This is a genomic window from Methanolobus sp. ZRKC4 (assembly GCF_045291305.1).
Lineage (GTDB): Archaea > Halobacteriota > Methanosarcinia > Methanosarcinales > Methanosarcinaceae > Methanolobus.
On sequence record NZ_CP146983.1, the window covers coordinates 2,208,952 to 2,226,501 of the forward strand.

Here is a 17,550-nt window from a genome sequence, read left to right on the forward strand (position 1 = left end):
ACTCTTTATTCCATCTTCACGCCGCCAATGCTTCATTCATTTCGCTGATAATCCCTTTCATCTCATTGCCAAAAAGCTGGTACATCATGCCACGTCCACCCATTGCATCGAAGGGTGTGTAATCCAGATCGTCTATTTCCAGATGGAAACTATTGGTAACGTAATCCTTTATCATGCGCAGCCAGTTCATCTGGTCTTCATTGAACTTCAGGGTTCCGGCCTGTTTGCTGAAAACCCATTCCTGGAAGTTGCGGTTCACGGTCAGGTCGTAGGCTGAGAGGATGGGGTCTATCTCGGTGACCCTGCGGATAAGGGATACCAGAGCTGTAAGCTCGCTTTTTGGGGATTTTCCATTAACTTTTTCAAGCTGCTCGAAAGCCTTCCAGACCCTCTGGGGTGCAAAATAGGGTTTTTCCATCTTCAGCTTATCCAGCAGCTCTTTTATCATGGTAAAGGTGACATCCCTGCGCTGGTAGGGCTGGTTGTAGAATATACTGAGTGCTGTTATCTCATCCCTGTTGGCTTCAAGATAGGCTTTGAAGTCAATGATAAGTTCATCCGCTTTTGCCACAGCATCCTTATCCCATTCGGCTGTTGTCACACTGTCGATGTTCACCGTATCAATGATCTGCTCATGCTCCCTGCGTACATTCTCGATATAATCATTCAGTTTTCCGTTAAATGTTGACCTTGCAACATCTATCAATTCCTGTTGTGCATGTTTCTGTGCCACGTCTAAGGTCATTTGGGGTTGCTGCTGCTTAATACCGGCAGCTGTGGCATCTATGATATCAGGATTGTAGGCACTGAACAGGTCTCTGATAGCCACAGTGATATCCTTTCCACCAGATTTTTCAGCAAATGTCTCTCTCTCTTCATCGCTGATTTGCTTGTTCAGTCTTGCCAGCCTGCTTGCAAGTGAAATGTAAAGGTCTTCGTCCTGAGCACCAAAGGTCACAGCTGCCAGCAGGTCTTTTAAAGCAATGCCTTTCTTGCGCTCCAGCGGTCTGCTATCGGTCTTCAGGGACTTAGTGACTCCCACAGCATCCACTACCACAAAATGAGTCTTAGCCGAAACCGCCGAAGGTGTCACTTTCTTCAGGTCATCGAATCCCATTGTCCGGGTTCCACGTCCTTTCATCTGCTCGAAATAGTTCTTGCTCTTCACATCCCTCATGAACAATAAGCATTCCAGCGGCTTAACATCCGTACCTGTGGCTATCATATCCACCGTCACAGCAATTCTTGGATTGTAATCATTACGGAACTGCGACAGCACAGACTTCGGATCTTCTTCAACCTTGTAGGTAACCTTCTTGCAGAAATCATTACCTTCCCCGAACTCTTCTCGGACGGTCTGGATAATATCATCCGCATGGCTATCGGTCTTGGCAAAGATCAGTGTTTTTGGAACCTCTTCCCTTCCCGAGAATATTTCAGGCAGCTTATCCCTGAAAGTCCGTATAATATTTCTTATCTGGCTGAGGTTAACCACATCCCTGTCCAGTTGCTTACCATTATATTTGAAGTCCTCATCCAGTTGTTGCCATCTTTTCCTGCGGGTCAGTTTCTCCCGCCTGTCTACGAATTCCTTTGCGTCGATCTTTGCTCCGTTCTTTGTGATCTCCGTTTCAATAGTGTAAACATCATATCCAACATTCACACCATCAGCCACCGCTTCCTCATGACCGTACTCGCTCACAACATTCTCATTGAAAAAACCAAAAGTCCGTTTATCCGGGGTGGCTGTCAGACCTATCAAAAAAGAATCGAAATAATCAATTACCTGCTGCCACAGGTTGTATATGGAACGATGGCACTCATCAACCACGATAAAATCAAATTCTTCAATAGGAATTTTCTCATTATAGACTACAGGAAGAGGTTCCTTTGGCTGCCATTTCTTCTCGGCAGGATTCTCAATTTCAGATTCTTCATCCAGTTCCTCATCTTTAAGAATGGAATACAGACGCTGGATAGTGGAAATGCATACCTGGCTGTCCGAAGAAATAAATTTTGAACGCAAGCGCTGCACATTGTACAACTCAGTGAATTTGCGATTATCATCATTTGGCAAATAAGCCATAAATTCCTGCTCTGCCTGCTCGCCAAGGTTTCTGGTATCAACAAGGAACAGTATTTTCTTAGCATCCGCATACTTTAGCAAGCGGTAAATGAAAGTAATAGCAGTATAGGTTTTCCCGGAACCTGTGGCCATCTGGACCAAAGCCCTTGGATGATTATCCTTGAAAGAATTCTCGAGGTTGTTAATTGCCATAATCTGACAATCGCGTAATCCTTCAATTCTTAACTCCGGTATTGAAAGCAGCCTTTCCCTTAAAGAATGTCCTTTTTTGAGATATTCTCTGAATGTTTCAGGTCGATGAAATGAAAAAACAGACCTTGACCTTGGCTTAGGGTCACGGTAATCTGTGAATCTCGTCACTCCCCCCGTGCTCTCATATACAAAAGGCAGGGGATCATTATTCAGGTACTTCAGCTTGCTCGCTGCATATTCAGAAGATTGCCCTTCAACGGCAGTCAAATGATGGCCTTCTTCCTCTCTTTTTGCTTCTATGATTCCAACAGGTGATTTTTCTACAAAAAGCACATAATCAGCCGGTCCCACATCGGTCCAGTATTCTTTGATAGCAATGCCTGAGGATTCATTCCAATTGATTTTATCTCTTTCTTGCACTGCCCAGCCAGAGGAATTAAGTTTTCTATCGATGATATCTCTGGCCTTCTGCTCTGGACTCTGATTGGTACTCATATGATTTTATCCACTGTGTTTATCTAATGTGTGTTATTTTTCGTGGGGTTATGCAGGGCCAGTAAATTGATGGTGATTAATGCATATTAGCTCACTAATATTTTTCAATGGCATATAATATTTTCTTATTTTGTGTAGATATTGATGATTTTTGGAATCATAATCAATCACTGGTTATATAAATATTATATAACAACCTCTTATTAAGAAGGTAATAGTTAATGAAATCCATAGGTAAATCCAAAATCACAAGGCTCAGCCCTAAAAAGAATATTACATATCCATTGATCAGATTGCCACAATCATACACAGATTTAATTGGTGAAACTGCCCACATATTCAAAACCGAATGCAATGGCAAGACTTTGTTTATTATATCATTAGATGAAGAATTCGATGGTGAACTGCAAGTTGTACAACCCAGTAGTAACTCAGACCTTGAATTAAGAGTAGAATCACTAGAAAAACAGCTATCACTATTACAAGAATCAATATCAGTAAAAAGAGATTTTATTGGTGGGCCCGATGAGATTCGAACTCATGATCCTCGCCGTGTAAAGGCGATGTCATAACCAGCTAGACCACGGGCCCACATTGTTTGCGAATAAAGTTGTTCGGTGACGGTTTCGCCCTCGAGCAACTCCTTAATGTAACTAGTTGTATATAACCTTTATTGATGGAAACGGGAAAAATGAACTAAAACTTTTGTTTCTGCCCTTTTTAGCTAAGATAACAGGCATGCAGACTACTAGTATCCTAAAAATTTACCAGTCATTTCAGTGATTTCACTCCTGCTAATTGCAACTTTATCCATAATGCATTCGTATATGAGAGTTACTTTTCCCAGGTATTCTCATGACATTCCTCCGTTTAAACAAATATCATCTTGCGGGAAATTAATGTTTACCATATTTTCCACCTCAGCAAGCCACTCCTGTCGCTCTTCCGCGGAACTGCCCGCAATAGTCCTAAAAATCCTGCGATGAAAATTAGTGACCCCGCAGAAATCAAAAACACAGTCCTTCCATATCCTCTCCAGCGGATCGCCAAAAACGGTGTTCTCCCTTTCCTCTAGTGTATTAGAAGTATTGAATACGACAGCAGCCTTTGCTTTCAGAAGACCGATGGGGAGACCCGAGCCATCATCATCCTCTGCAAACGTGTATGCTATCTTTTCTCTTAGTACACGATCCACCCATCCTTTCAGCATGGCCGGAGGCTGCCCCCACCAGTTTGGATGGATGATAACAATTCCATCAGCCTCCCTGATCTCAGAACAATGTGATTGAACAAGTGGATCATCTGATTGGTCAGTTACCAACTCCTTACCCTGGAGAAGTGGATTGAAACCTTCCTTATGCAAATCATGGAAACAACCATCATGTCCGTTAGAATCCAGAGTACTAACTACAGTATTTGCAATAGCATGATTGAAGCTCCCTTCATAAGGATGACCGAGTATAACAGAAACCTTCATGCACATCCACCTTTCCAATGGCACCTATTTATCCATACATATATCTCAAAAATGAAAGTTTGAAGGAACTCAATCCAGATAGTCCACAACAACCCTGCCCTCATTGATCTTGCCAACAAATTCGGCAACCTTCAGGTGCTCAGGATGGTCCTGGTAAATCTTAAATGCCTCCTCATTTTTAAACTCGGAATAAAGAACAACATCGTAAGCAACAGCCGAAGAATTGATATTAATTCCCACCTCGATCATCCCAATCTCAGGTATCGAATTCTTGAGAGTCTCAAGCATTTCCTTCATGAACAGAGCATTCTTGATATTGGTATTTCCTTCAGCCTGCTCCCTTAATTTCCACATAACAATATGTTTTAACATGATATTTTCCTCTTTTCTACAAATGTTGACATGTCTTATGTCTTTTATGTTTCACCATGAAGGATACGATATCCTGAAAAAGAGTGCTGATATGTATTTAAATACTAACAAAGTGAAATAGGGCAATAATGCCTTACGATTCAAGTGACGAAGACGAAGACTACGAGATAGAACTCGTCGAGGAGTACATTGGTGATTACGGTAGTATCCGGTCCATTGTAGGTGAGGCTTTACCTTTTCAACTAGTAGCAACATTCGGAGGTGTTGCAGCAGGCATTATCCTGTCAGGCATGACCGATGAACTGCAGATGATACCGGGACTAATAGTCATAGCTCCTGCGGTACTGGGTATGCGCGGCAATGTTTCATCCACACTTGGGTCCCGTCTTGGCAGTGCTATCCACATGGGACTGATTACAAAGATAGAAAGAAATCCGGAACTTATAAACAATGTTTCAGGATCCCTCTTATTGAGTCTGACGATGTCTTTTATACTTGGAATAGTAGGTCATCTTATAACCGTGGGCCTTGGCCTGCAAAGTGCAGGAGCATTCACCTTGACATTGATTGCTGTTCTTGCAGGAGTCTCTTCCGGTCTTATACTTGCATTTGTAGCTGTATTGCTTGCCCTGGGTATGTTCAGATTCGGTTTTGACCCCGATAACGTAGTTACACCTGCAATTGCCACGATTGGCGATATAGTTTCAATGATAATGATCTTCATAGCTGCAAGGGTGGTGCTCTTGCTGTGACTTATTATACAATCAGAGGAATTGTCGGAAGAAGTTTTCCAATTATCCTTTTCACATCCGTAATTGGTATTTTCACAGGACAAATACTCAATTTCGAGATAGAGAATCTTGTCTCAATGCCAATAATCCTTATACTTATACCTGCACTCATCAAAATTGGCGGCGATACGGGAAGTATGCTGGGAGCACGCCTCTCCTCTGCACTGCATATGGGTCTGGGAGGTAACATATATCGCAATCCGGTTGTACGCAACAGTGTACTCGCAGCCTTTATTGTAGGCATGTGCGCCTTTACTTTCCTTGGAATTGTCGTATGGATCACCGGTATAGTACTTGGAATAGGGGTAGCATTTTCAACCCTCATGGCACTCTGCCTTATCTCAGGCTTTTTTGAGCTTCTGGCCGTCTATTCAACCACTGTTGCAATCGCATTTGCATCACATCGTTTCGGAGTAGACCCCGATGACACGGTGATTCCCATAATAGCCACCCTTGGAGACCTCATCGGTGTTATAGGAATATTTTCCACCATGCACTTATTGAATATCATCTAGCACAGAATTAATAAGGAAATAAGAAAAATGAAAAGATTAAACTGGTAGAAAAATTATGAGCCCAAAGGAAATAAAGTACATTCCACGTAATCTCAAAGATCTCCTGATAGAAACGAAGAACACATCGGAACTAATGGTGGACCTTGCTTATTCCGCAATGATCTACGATGACGAAGACATTGCTGATGAAGTCATAAACCTTGAAGAGAAAATGGACACTCTTGATTACCACATGAAAATAGCTGCCATGCTAAGTGCAAGACGTGTTGAAGAAGCCGAAGAGATGTCCGGTGTCCTGCAGGTTGCCCGTGCATCAGAGAATATATCCAATGCAGCAGGAGATATTGCAAAGATCATCGTCATGGAAATGGGCATACCCATGGAACTTAAAGTAGCAATGAGGGAAGCCGAAGAAACAATCACCAGGGCAACGGTCAGTGAAGATTCCCCTGTTGCAGGACGTACACTTGAAGACATCGAACTCGACACAGAGACAGGAATGTGGATTATTGCTATCCGTCGGCACAATGAATGGATATACGATCCCAATCACGCATCAAGGATACGTGCCGACGACGTGCTTTTTGCACGAGGACACGATGAAGGAGTTCCCATTTTTATGGAACTTGTAACAGGACACAAGTATGTTCCAAGAGAGGGCCAGCATGAGCGCTTCCTCATTGACCTTGAAAGAGCCGTAGATATTATTGTTGAAATGAAGAATATGGGCGAACTTTCCGTTGGTCTGGCATACTCAGCCCTGCTCTTCGACAATGAGGATATAGCTCTTGAAGTCAAAGCACTTGAAGTGGAAATGGATGCAATGAAATATGAACTCCAGCACTGGGTTCTTGAAACTGCAAAACATGTGCCTGATGTTAACCAGCTCAGGGGGCTATTGCATCTTGCTAATGCTGCCGAAGCCATTTCAGACGCAGCATACACCATTGCAGATACTGTTCTCAGGGATATTGAACTGCATCCTGTGGTGACTCTGGCTGTCAGGCAATCGGATGAGGTCATAACAAGACTCACTGTCCAGGGTTGCTCACCCATTGTAGGGAAGACTTTCGGACAGCTCAAACTCGAGACAGAAACCGGATTACACGTGATGGCAATCAAAAGAGATGATAGATGGGTATACCGTCCAAACAAAAGGAGTGTCGTTCAGGCAGGAGATATCCTTATTGCAAGAGGATCAAGAACCGGAGAAGATGCACTGTTTGAGATGTGTGCCTGTCCTTTTGAAGAAGAAAATGAAGAAAATTCCTGACCGAAAGATCAGGATTTCATTATTTCTACGGAACCATTTTTTTTGCCGATATAGACATCATCCGCATTGGTGAATATACCATGCTCAACAATTCCGGCAACCTGTGAAAGAAGAGTGGACATAACCATAGGGTTTTCAATTACGCCAAAACTTGCATCGATAATGAAATTACCATTATCGGTTATTACCGGACCATCTTTTCTTGATGCGAGACGAAGCTCAGGATTGCCGCCAATCTTCCTTATGTGTTTTGAAACAAGTTCCTTTGCATAAGGAAGAACTTCCAGTGGCACAAAATGATTCAGTTCTTTGCTGTATTTTGACTCGTCAGCAACTATCACAAAACGCTCGGCAGAACGTGAAACAACCTTCTCACGTGTGTGAGCTGCACCACCGCCCTTGATAACATTCAATGCCGAATCTATCTGGTCAGCACCATCAATGGCAATATCCAGTTCAGGATGTTCAGCCAGTGATGTAAGGGTAATACCTGCCTGTATGGCAAGCATCTCTGACTGGTATGATGTTACAACTGCAATGATGTCAAGACCTTCATCAACACGCCTTCCCAGCTCAGCTATCGTATAGGCAGTGGTGGAACCGGTTCCAAGACCAACTACCATGCCATCCTTTACAAGCTCAGCAGCCGCGATACCTGCAGCTTTCTTTTCCGGGCTTTCCCCGGCAGGATTCCTTTCTTTCATCAGGACTCATCCTTAAGTTCAATTACGGGGAAAGTCTGCGCCTGTCCCTTGGGAAGAGTACTACATCACGGATGTTCTCAACACCCAGCATGGTCATTACAAGCCTTTCACAGCCAATACCCCATCCTGCATGTGGTGGCATACCGTATCTAAAAGCCTTAAGGTAGAATTCGAAACCTTCGGGGTCAAGACCCTGTGACTCAATCCTGCTTATGAGAAGCTCTGGAATGTGGATACGCTGTGCACCGGATGAGAGTTCCATTGTCCTGTGCATCATGTCAAATCCCTTTGAAAGGACCGGGTTGTCCTCATAAGGCATTGCGTAGAATGGCTTGATTTCTGTTGGCCAGTCGATAATGAAATAGTGTGATTCACCGGTTTCCTTGAATACATATTCACCGATCGCATGTTCGGCAGCAGTACCAAGATCATCTCCCCAGTTGAGCATCTCGTCAGTGTTTGCGTTGACAATCTCGATGGCTTCATCATAGGTAACTCTCTTGAACGGGACTGCCGGTACTTTTAACTCAACATCGAGTACTGCAAGTGATTCGGATGCATTCTCGATTACCTGCTCATAGATGTAGGCAACCATCTCTTCGAGGACTTCCATGACATCGAAGTGATCACAGAAACTTGCCTCAATGTCAATTGATGTTGCTTCGTTGAGGTGCCTGCGGGTGTCGTGTTCCTCTGCCCTGAAAATAGGACCTATCTCAAATACCCTGTCAAGTCCGCCGGACATCAGTATCTGCTTGAATAGCTGGGGACTCTGGTTAAGGAAGGCTTCCCTGTCAAAGTATGTGATCGGGAAAAGAGATGTTCCACCCTCGGTTGCTGTTGCAACGACTTTGGGACTGGAGGTTTCGATGAAACCATTGTCTGTAAGGAAAGTCCTGACAGCACTGAGTACTTCATGTCTTATCCTGAAGATAGCTGTGGTTTTCTCCCTTCTAAGGTCAATAAATCTTGAATCAAGACGTGTGTCAAGTTCTGCCTCAACCTTTCCGGTAGTGTCCATTGGAAGTGGTGATTCAGCTTCGTTCAGAAGTGAAATTTCATCTGGGATAAGCTCATAGCCATTTGGAGCTTTTCCTTCCGGTTTGACACTACCTTTAATAGATACTACAGATTCCCTGACAAGCTTTCTTGCCTTGTCCAGAAGTTCAGGGTCTGTTTTCTTTTTCACAAGTGTCACCTGAGACCTTCCTGTGCGATCCCTGACAACAACAAAACAAATTCCTCCAAGGTCACGGACCTCGTGAACCCAGCCGGCGATGGTTACTTTTTCATCGCCCAGCTCTTCCGGGTTGATCTCTGATGCATAATGTGTTCTGAGATTTGCTAATGACATGCATTCACCTGATTTAACTGAAATTATTATCAATAACTGCCTTTCGGCATCAATACTTATTACTTCGTTATAAACCTAATTATTAAAAATTATAGTGATTTGCTCCCGTCAGGAACAAATATTAAGATTCAATCACAGCTTCTTTCATTTATCTCGGACCTGATATTATCTTTCAACATATCCATTGCAGTGTCATAACTATCTGACTGGCCAAGAGCCCACATCATCTTCGCAAGAGCAACTTCAGGCATCATATTCTCACCCTCGATTGCACCTGCCCTGAGTATGTCCCTGCCGGTATCATAAACCCTGTCGCATACCCTGCCGTTTAGGCACTGGGAAGTCATTACCACAGGGATTCCTGCCTTTGTGGCCCTTTCGACCTGTGGAATCCAGTCTGTTGAAACATGTCCCAGACCTGTGCCTTCGATAACAAGGCCGCGATAACCTGCATCTATGTAATAGGCGAGGATATCAGGACTTGCTCCGGGTGTGAACTTCACAATGGCACACCTGGTTTCAAGAGAATCACTGATTTTTAACTCCCTGCTACCTCTCTTTACATAGTCCAGTGACGTATTGATTTCAAGGGTGCCATAATCGACATAGCCGATGGGAGCTGAATTGACAGACCTGAAAGCATCCCTTCTGGATGTGTGCAATTTCCTGACCTTTGTTCCCCTGTGGATATCGCATCTGTCATCTGATTCGTCACTGTGCATGACAACGGTAACTTCTGCAATGTCACTGACTGCCACTTTGGCTGCACAAATGGCATTCATGGCATTGTCGCTGCTTGGCCTGTCTGCACTGCGCTGTGAGCCTACAAAGACTATCGGCACAGGTGTCTTTATCATAAAAGACAATGCTGCCGCGGAGTACATCATGGTATCAGTTCCATGGGCAACAATGATACCCTGGGCACCATCTTCAATCTCTTTGACTATTGCCCTTGCAAGTTCCTGCCAGTATTCGGCTTTCATGTTCTCGGAAAGGATATTGTAAATGGCTTTTCCGCTGAAATCCGCAATTTCCGTAAGTTCAGGGATCGCCTGCAATATATCGTTTGCTGAGAACTGGGCAGTCACAGCACCGGTCCTGTAGTCGATTTTACTGGCAATAGTACCGCCAGTGGATAAAATAGATACTTTCGGAAGCTTGGATTTTCCCTTTGTTTCTATCTCCGTTTTTTGAGCTGGTTTAACGGAAACTTCCATATCCTCTTTTAGCTGGATCACGGAAACAGTAGCACCTCGTGGGTCAATACCAGCATTGTAACCACTGTTCATTTTTATTACTATATGCCCGGTAGTGCTTGGCATGACTATGCCTTCATAAGCAACACCGTCTTTTTCAATCTTTACTCTGTCACCCTCATCAAATGTTCTGCTATGCAACATACAATTCTTTGACATGATATCCCTTCAATAATAACGATAATTATTTTCCCTGCTGATCAATACATTCCTGCGCTGCTGCAAATAATCGGCTAAGAGAATTCTCAATCCTTATGTTCAACTCAGCTATTGCAAACTTTTCTTCTTCAAGAGTGTCTTCACGTGCAGCGATTGCCCTGCTGATCTCATCTGGAGCTGGCCCACCAGTCACGTTCCTCTTATTAATATTCAGTATTGGATCAAGAGCTTCTGTGATCATCTCTGCAGTCAGACCTCTGGAACTTAGACTTCCACCAAGAACATCCTGTGCGACTTCATCAATCTCGGCAAGTGACGGATTCCCGTCTCCACGTGCCAGGACACCAACTATCTGGTGAGCTGTCCTGAACGGGATGTCAGCTAGCCTTACCATTGTGTCAGCAAGCTCCGTTGCAGTTGTAAAGCCGGTGGTTGACTGACGGTACATCGCATCCCCATTGACCTTCATGGTTTCGATCATGCCTTTCATTATCCTCACTGCACTGCGGGTGGTTTCCACAGAGCGCCAGATGTTCGGAGTTGCCTCCTGAAGGTCACGGTTATAGCTTAAAGGCAGCCCCTTGCATATTGTCAGGAGAGACATCAGTGAGCCTGTTGCCACGCCTGATTTCCCACGCATCAGTTCTGCTGTGTCAGGATTCTTTTTCTGGGGCATTATTGATGATGTCGATGCATACATGTCATCCAGTTCTATGAAGCTGAATTCAGTACTGGACCAGATTACTATCTCCTCGGCCATCTTGCTGAGGTTGATCATAATGTTTGCGAGAACTGAAGCAGTTTCTATAAGAAAATCTCTGCTACTGACAGCGTCCATTGAGTTTTCCATAAGGCTTTCGAATCCAAGCAGGGAACAGGTTCTTTCCCTGTTCAAGTTGAATCCGGTAGAAGCAAAAGCTGCTGCACCCAGAGGACTTTTGTTTATTCTTGAAAATGCATCCTTTACGCGTCCAGAGTCCCTTGAAAGTGCATCTGCATGTGCCAGCAGGTGATGGGCAAATGTTGTGGGCTGGGCGTGTTGCAGGTGAGTAAATCCCGGCATCAGGGTATCTACGTTCCCGGAAGCCCTGTCAATGAGTACGTTACGCAATCCGGTAAGTTCCTCCATAAGAGAGAGCATCTCATCCCTTAAGCGTATTCTGATACAGGTTGCAACCTCATCGTTGCGGGAGCGGCCTGAATGCATCCTGCCGCCTACATCCTCACCGACCATGTCGATAAGTCTGGATTCAAGCGAGATGTGTATGTCCTCATAGGAATAGTCAAGGCTTTCAATTCCTTCTTCCTTTATCTTCAAAAGACCCTGCAGGATCTTACTGCAATCCTGCTCCCTGATTATACCCTGCTCTTTGAGCATGACCGTATGTGCCAGGTCAACAAGGACGTCGGCCTCGAAGATCCATTTATCAGCAGACATCGATGAAGTAAAATTCAGTATATCCTCGTCAGGAGTGGAAGACAGGCGTCCCCGGCGTAAAATATCGCTCATGTGAATCCTCTGTTTTAAATATATTATTAAAAGTGACCTTGATTTTGTAGCGAGGTATGGCCTGAATACATAAATAAGAATCGGTTTTGGAAAGTTGCCGAATTGAGATTATCAAATTAGCTCATAAATCCTCCCATTCTAATTTGACGATATTTCCTTCACACATAATTTGCAAATGAATTCGTTTCTTTCACCTCATTTTGCAAATTTGTAGTTACAATCAATTGATATGCTATAAAATTCATAATCGAACACAGTTTTTTGCTTCGATTTTTCATTCCCCCTAATGTCAAATTTAACTGTCCATTTTATGTTCTTGTGCACTCTTTCAAATTCTCCCCTGTGTGAATATTCTTCATCAAATCCATCATTTCAGATGTACTTTTCTTCTGTCTGTTCGATTTCATCTCTCTTTTTCTGGATAGTTTTGCGAAGGATCAGATTTATTGTTAGAAAAATGACTGCCAATACGGTAATTATTTTTAGAATTATTATAATGCTGCTTGGGATCACATTTGATGTGAGAGTTGGGAACCATTTGTCATACGTAGTGTAGTAAAAAGAGTTTTTATCCTCTTTCATGACCTCCAGATGCTTTCCAATGGTCGATAGCACTTCCTGATCATTTCCTTTTAAAGCAACTGCATGTATCTTGATAGGTGGCGATTCTATAGGTGTGCCCACTATCTCATATTCTGCTGACATAGCATTACCTGAAATCCTAGAAAGTAATACTGCAGTTGCAGCCTCCGCATCCATAATTTCCAATGAGCTGCTGATCGATTGAGCCTCTATCAGCTCATACTCGAGTTCGTACATTTCAGCATGTTCTTTAAACCATGTCGTGGTTTGCTCACCTGTGATCCCTATTATTGTCGTTCCTTCAAGGTCTGTTATGGAATGGATCTTCGTATCACTTCTTATGAAGACCTGTGCCCAATCATTGATGAATGGTTCAGATGCGTAATCGTATTTTTTATCCCTTTCTTCTGTGTAGACCATTGTCATTATCAGGTCTATCTCGCCACTTTCAAGATTCTCGATACATTCTGACCACGTACTTGGTACATATTCTATCTCCCAATCTTCTTTTTCGGAGATGTATTCAATAATATCTACGTTGAATCCTTTTACAACTCCATCTTCCACGAATGTAATTGGGTTATATTCTTCAATTCCTATTTTGATTGTTTCTTCTGCTGCAAGAGCAGGCATGCTAGCGATGGTAATTAACAATAGTGTAAAGATACACATTGCCCCTATCCTGTGTGCTTTGATCATATTATCAATGATCCTATCTCGATGTGACATACCTTTCTATCCCCTAATATCTTATTTCCAATTGAAATTGTCATGGTCGAATCCGTCCTAAATTGTATTATTGCAACTTATGAATCTTTATTTATATATTTTTTTATCTTTAAATAATTAGCTTATAAATCCTCCCATTCTAATTTGATGATATTTTCTTCACACATAATTTGCAAATGAGTTCGTTTCTTTCACCCCATTTTACAAATTTGTAGTTACAAGCAATTGATATGCTATAAAATTCATAATCGAACACAGTTTTTTGCTTCGATTTTTCATCCCCTAATATCAAATTTAACTGTCCATTTTGTGTTCATGTGCACTCTTTCACATTATCCCCTGTGTGAATATCCGTCATCAAATTCATCACTTCGATGTTTTTGTTTCGTAAGTGCATACCAATTTGTTTTTCTCTACCATTTTCATAAAGGAAACGAAGTTTCACCTAAGAGAATCTATTTATACTATTTACAATATAATAGTAGTTTAGATATTTATGTGCAGTGTGTTGTGCGCTAATACAGTTCCGTATTCATTGAGGTAAAAAAATGGCGAATGTGAATGAAACATTTCAGGATAATATTGACGAGGACCTCCATCAACTTGTAGTTTTTAGTCTGGGTTTGGAAGAATTTGGTGTGGACATAATGCAGGTACAGGAAATAATCCGAATGCCTGAAATTACAAGGATTCCAAGGTCTCCTGATTACGTAAAAGGAGTGATCAATCTTAGAGGTAAGATAATAGTTGTCATGGATCTTGACAAACGCTTTGGAATGTCTCAAAAAGATATGACTGATGAGTCCCGTGTTGTTGTTGTGGACATAGAGGGCACTGTCATCGGACTGGTTGTAGATTCTGTCAGTGAAGTCATACGTCTGCAGGGATCGAACATTGACCAGACACCTGAGATCATCACACAGAAGATAAATGCAGAATACCTGAAAGGTGTTGGCAAACTAGAAGACAGATTACTCATCCTTCTTGACCTTGAGAATATCCTAAGCGAAACTGCAATGTAAGCATATTCAATATTCTTATTTTTTGATTTTTAAGGGCTAACAATTAAAAGACGCCTGAAGCCTTTGTTTTTCTTTACTTTGCTTTTTGTCAGACCTTCTGTATGTACACACACAAATGGCAAAGAGCTCATTCATAGTTCATTTATGCAGCATACATGAAAGACAAATAGCTAAAGCTGTACGTTCTAAATATAATAAATAAATATATAATAAGTAAATAACTGAAACAATAAAAAAGAGGGAAGAAAATGAAAAAAAGAAACTTTTATCTTATCACTCTGCTTGTTATCCTTTCAATCTTAGCAGGAGGGTGCGTCAGTGAAAACACCGAAAGCATAGACTCCGTAGATAAGAGCATAGCTACCGCCAATCAAGTATTGAATGCCGAAACCGACATAATATACCAGTTTTCCATAATAGATGCTCTCCTTGAAGGTGTTTATGACGGTGAGATCAGCTGCGGGGAACTGAAAAGTAAAGGTGACTTCGGACTCGGAACATTTGACAACCTTGACGGGGAAATGCTGGAACTTGATGGCATAATCTATCAGGTCAAAGCAGATGGCCAGATATATGAAGTCGAAGATTCCGTAACATCACCATTTGCAGCTGTCACTTTCTTTGAGACTGACATCGAAAATATAATAGATGAACAAATGAACAGCCAGCAGTTGGCAGAACACATTACAGCACTTCTTCCAAGTCAGAATGTAATGTATGCTGTAAAGATAACAGGCAAATTCGACTACATGAAAACACGTAGTGTAGCAGGACAGGAAAAACCTTATCCCAGACTTGTTGAAGTAACCAAGGATCAGTCTGTTTTTGAGTTTAATGATACTGAAGGTACAATAGTCGGATATTGGATGCCTGAATATGTTGACGGCATAAATGTACCGGGTTACCACCTGCACTTCATCACACAGGACAGGACAGGAGGCGGACATATACTGGACTATACAATTAGTTCAGGAACTGTAGAAATAGACAGTACAGATAATTTCTACCTGGAGCTACCAACAAACAATAATTATCTTAGCAAAGGTCTTTCACAGGATATAGAAGGTGAACTGGAAGAAGCTGAAAATTGATTTTGCCTTAAGGGGACACGTACATGGACTTTTGTCCCTTTCCCTTCTTCACTTTCTATCCATATTTTTCCATCGTGGTTTTCTACGATCACTTTACTTATGTAAAGCCCAAGACCATTACCACCGTAATTCCTGGTTGATGAACTATCTATCTGATAGAATTTCTGGAACAGATTTTGAAGATCCTTTTCAGAAATACCAATGCCGGTATCTTCTATTATCACATGGACTTCTTTGTCCTCTTTAAATGCCGAGAGATGGATTGTCCCATGGTCGGATGTGAATTTTATTGCGTTATCCACCAAACTGGTGAATACCTGAGGAAGATATGTCCTGTCAGCATCAATTAAACATGTTTCGAAATCAACATCTGTGTGAATATGCATGTTTTTCTCTTTGATCGTATCAAAGAAAAGGTTCACAATATTAGTAAGAAGAGAAGAAAGCTCGATTTGCTCAAAATTGTATCTTATAGTCCCGTTCTGGTTAGTACTTACAAAAAGCAGGGAATCAATCAAATTCTGCAGCTTGCCTGATTTTGTCACAACACGCCCTATTGCATCCATTTGCCCATCATTCAGTGAACCGAGAGTACCATCATACAAAAGCTCGCTGAATCCTTTTATGGAAGTAAGCGGTGTGTTAAGTTCATGTCTCAGGTTAGAAAGGAATTCATCCTTGAGCTGGTCAAGAGACTTTAACTCTTCATATGCCCGTTCTAGTTCACTTGTTGACTGCTTTAAGGCCTCTTCTGTTTCCTTGCGCTCGGTAATGTCACGTATGTGGCTTACCGCCATTATTACATCACCTTTTGTATCATAGACAGGGAATATACGGAAATCCCTCACTTTGTTGTCAACTGAGTCAATATGCTCGAATTCTTTCATGTTGCCTGTTGAGAAAACATCCTTTACAGGACAGGGGTCACAAGGCATCAGATTATGAGTAAAACAATCATACATCTGCGGATGTGATCCTTCATTCTGCGGAGGAGATATCATGTCACTTTTCCAATTACTGGTAACTATCTTCATTTCTCTGTCCACAACAACAATAAGATCCTGCAAGGCATTGAAAGTACTTGTTAGAAGTTCTTTCTGGTTTTGTAATTCTTCTTCTGAATTCTTGTTTGAGGTTATATCAGCAATAAGACCAATACCACCATCGATAATATTGTCCTTTGACCTCAAAGGAACATAGTAAGATTTCAGATATATATCCCTGCCCGATATTCGTGCAGAGTATTCATTTTCATAAAATGGACATGAAGACTCTAAATATCCGGCAAAAAGCTGATTTAAACGGTCATCATTTACAAACTCAAAAATCTCTGCACCTACAACATCGTTTTTTGAAACTCCAAAGATGTTGAGAAAACTTCTGTTGCAATGACTTATGGTTCCATTTTGATCCATAAATATTCCAAGGGGAGAAACATCGAATATCATCCTGTATCTTTTCTCAGAATTAAGAAGAGCCTCTTCTACATGTTTTTTTTCTATAACTTTACAGAGACGTGATGTAATTACATCCAGCAACCGTTGCTCATCTTCCAGGAATGGGCCAATATCATGCAAAGGGCATTCCTCACGGTAAGATACACTAAGAAAACCATGTTTATTGCCATGAACTATAATATTGCTGGACAAGGATTGTTTGTTCTTTTCAAACATGCCTGTTTGGTATAGTTCCCCATCCAGAACTATACACGACTCAGCAAGTTCAGGATAAATAAAAGCTGATGGCAGCCTTTGTATTATACCTTTTAGAAGGGACTTAAGCGGTACATGCAGATCGAACAGATCTGATATACTATAGATACATTCAAGCTCCCTTTCCCTCTTTTTCATAGTGTCCAGTTTTTCTTCGAAAGTAATGATCCACACCACATATTGATTAAAAATATAATATTATAATTTATATTATTAATATTAATAGATTT

Annotated in this window: 14 protein-coding genes, 1 tRNA gene and 2 pseudogenes; 5 read left to right on the forward strand and 12 right to left on the reverse strand. The window is 41.9% G+C overall.

Features of this window, described 5'->3' with window-relative positions; translation table 11 throughout:
* Window positions 1–16: 16 nt before the first annotated feature.
* From V7O67_RS10935 to V7O67_RS10950, 4 genes are all read right to left on the reverse strand, one after another.
* A complete protein-coding gene (locus V7O67_RS10935; protein ID WP_342304807.1) occupies window positions 17–2,773 on the reverse strand; it encodes a DEAD/DEAH box helicase family protein in 2,757 nt (918 codons plus the stop codon).
* A gap of 514 nt (window positions 2,774–3,287) precedes the next feature.
* Window positions 3,288–3,364, reverse strand: a tRNA-Val gene (locus V7O67_RS10940).
* Window positions 3,365–3,626: 262 nt separating this feature from the next.
* A complete protein-coding gene (locus V7O67_RS10945; RefSeq protein WP_342304806.1) occupies window positions 3,627–4,250 on the reverse strand; it encodes an NAD(P)H-dependent oxidoreductase in 624 nt (207 codons plus the stop codon).
* A gap of 69 nt (window positions 4,251–4,319) precedes the next feature.
* Window positions 4,320–4,622 (reverse strand): Dabb family protein, encoded by a 303-nt coding sequence (locus V7O67_RS10950; protein WP_406670002.1) that lies wholly within the window; start codon window positions 4,620–4,622, stop codon window positions 4,320–4,322.
* Between the two features lie 128 nt (window positions 4,623–4,750).
* Here V7O67_RS10950 and V7O67_RS10955 point away from each other — a divergent pair, with 128 nt between their 5' ends.
* From V7O67_RS10955 to V7O67_RS10965, 3 genes are read left to right on the forward strand one after another with little or no spacing between them, the layout of a single operon-like run.
* On the forward strand, window positions 4,751–5,374 hold the full coding sequence (locus V7O67_RS10955) for a magnesium transporter (protein WP_406670003.1): 624 nt from the start codon (window positions 4,751–4,753) through the stop codon (window positions 5,372–5,374).
* Window positions 5,371–5,928, forward strand: a complete 558-nt coding sequence (locus V7O67_RS10960) for a magnesium transporter (protein WP_406657495.1) — start codon at window positions 5,371–5,373, stop codon at window positions 5,926–5,928. The genes V7O67_RS10955 and V7O67_RS10960 overlap by 4 nt, the downstream gene beginning before the upstream one ends.
* A gap of 55 nt (window positions 5,929–5,983) precedes the next feature.
* Window positions 5,984–7,201, forward strand: a complete 1,218-nt coding sequence (locus tag V7O67_RS10965) for a potassium channel family protein (RefSeq protein WP_406657496.1) — start codon at window positions 5,984–5,986, stop codon at window positions 7,199–7,201.
* An 8-nt stretch (window positions 7,202–7,209) separates the two neighbouring features.
* Here the strand turns inward: V7O67_RS10965 and rpiA are convergent, their stop codons facing one another.
* From rpiA to V7O67_RS11000, 7 genes and pseudogenes are all read right to left on the reverse strand, one after another.
* On the reverse strand, window positions 7,210–7,905 hold the full coding sequence (gene rpiA, locus V7O67_RS10970; RefSeq protein WP_406657497.1) for a ribose-5-phosphate isomerase RpiA: 696 nt from the start codon (window positions 7,903–7,905) through the stop codon (window positions 7,210–7,212).
* A 22-nt stretch (window positions 7,906–7,927) separates the two neighbouring features.
* Window positions 7,928–9,259, reverse strand: coding sequence for an aspartate--tRNA(Asn) ligase (aspS, locus tag V7O67_RS10975; protein WP_406657498.1), 1,332 nt, complete (start codon window positions 9,257–9,259; stop codon window positions 7,928–7,930).
* Window positions 9,260–9,387: 128 nt separating this feature from the next.
* Entirely contained in the window at window positions 9,388–10,674 is a 1,287-nt protein-coding gene (gatD, locus tag V7O67_RS10980; protein ID WP_406670004.1) for a Glu-tRNA(Gln) amidotransferase subunit GatD, read from the reverse strand.
* A 25-nt stretch (window positions 10,675–10,699) separates the two neighbouring features.
* Window positions 10,700–12,184, reverse strand: coding sequence for an argininosuccinate lyase (gene argH / locus V7O67_RS10985; protein WP_406670006.1), 1,485 nt, complete (start codon window positions 12,182–12,184; stop codon window positions 10,700–10,702).
* A 158-nt stretch (window positions 12,185–12,342) separates the two neighbouring features.
* Window positions 12,343–12,556, reverse strand: a pseudogene (locus V7O67_RS10990) (ISNCY family transposase); the annotation flags it as partial.
* Window positions 12,557–13,495, reverse strand: coding sequence for a transporter substrate-binding domain-containing protein (locus tag V7O67_RS10995; RefSeq protein WP_406670007.1), 939 nt, complete (start codon window positions 13,493–13,495; stop codon window positions 12,557–12,559). It lies immediately after the preceding pseudogene.
* Between the two features lie 201 nt (window positions 13,496–13,696).
* Window positions 13,697–13,937, reverse strand: a pseudogene (locus tag V7O67_RS11000) (ISNCY family transposase); the annotation flags it as partial.
* Window positions 13,938–14,043: 106 nt separating this feature from the next.
* On the opposite strand from V7O67_RS11000, the gene V7O67_RS11005 reads away from it, so the two are divergent.
* Together V7O67_RS11005 and budA are read left to right on the forward strand one after the other, a co-directional pair.
* Window positions 14,044–14,517 carry a chemotaxis protein CheW gene (locus V7O67_RS11005; protein WP_342304796.1) on the forward strand — a complete coding sequence of 158 codons (474 nt, stop codon included), beginning with the start codon at window positions 14,044–14,046 and terminating at the stop codon, window positions 14,515–14,517.
* Window positions 14,518–14,765: 248 nt separating this feature from the next.
* On the forward strand, window positions 14,766–15,608 hold the full coding sequence (gene budA / locus V7O67_RS11010) for an acetolactate decarboxylase (RefSeq protein WP_342304795.1): 843 nt from the start codon (window positions 14,766–14,768) through the stop codon (window positions 15,606–15,608).
* On the opposite strand, the gene V7O67_RS11015 is transcribed toward budA, so the two are convergent.
* Window positions 15,548–17,494: an ATP-binding protein gene (locus tag V7O67_RS11015; RefSeq protein ID WP_406670008.1), complete on the reverse strand. Its 1,947-nt coding sequence runs from the start codon at window positions 17,492–17,494 to the stop codon at window positions 15,548–15,550. The two genes, budA and V7O67_RS11015, sit on opposite strands and share 61 nt — an antisense overlap.
* Window positions 17,495–17,550: the final 56 nt, after the last annotated feature.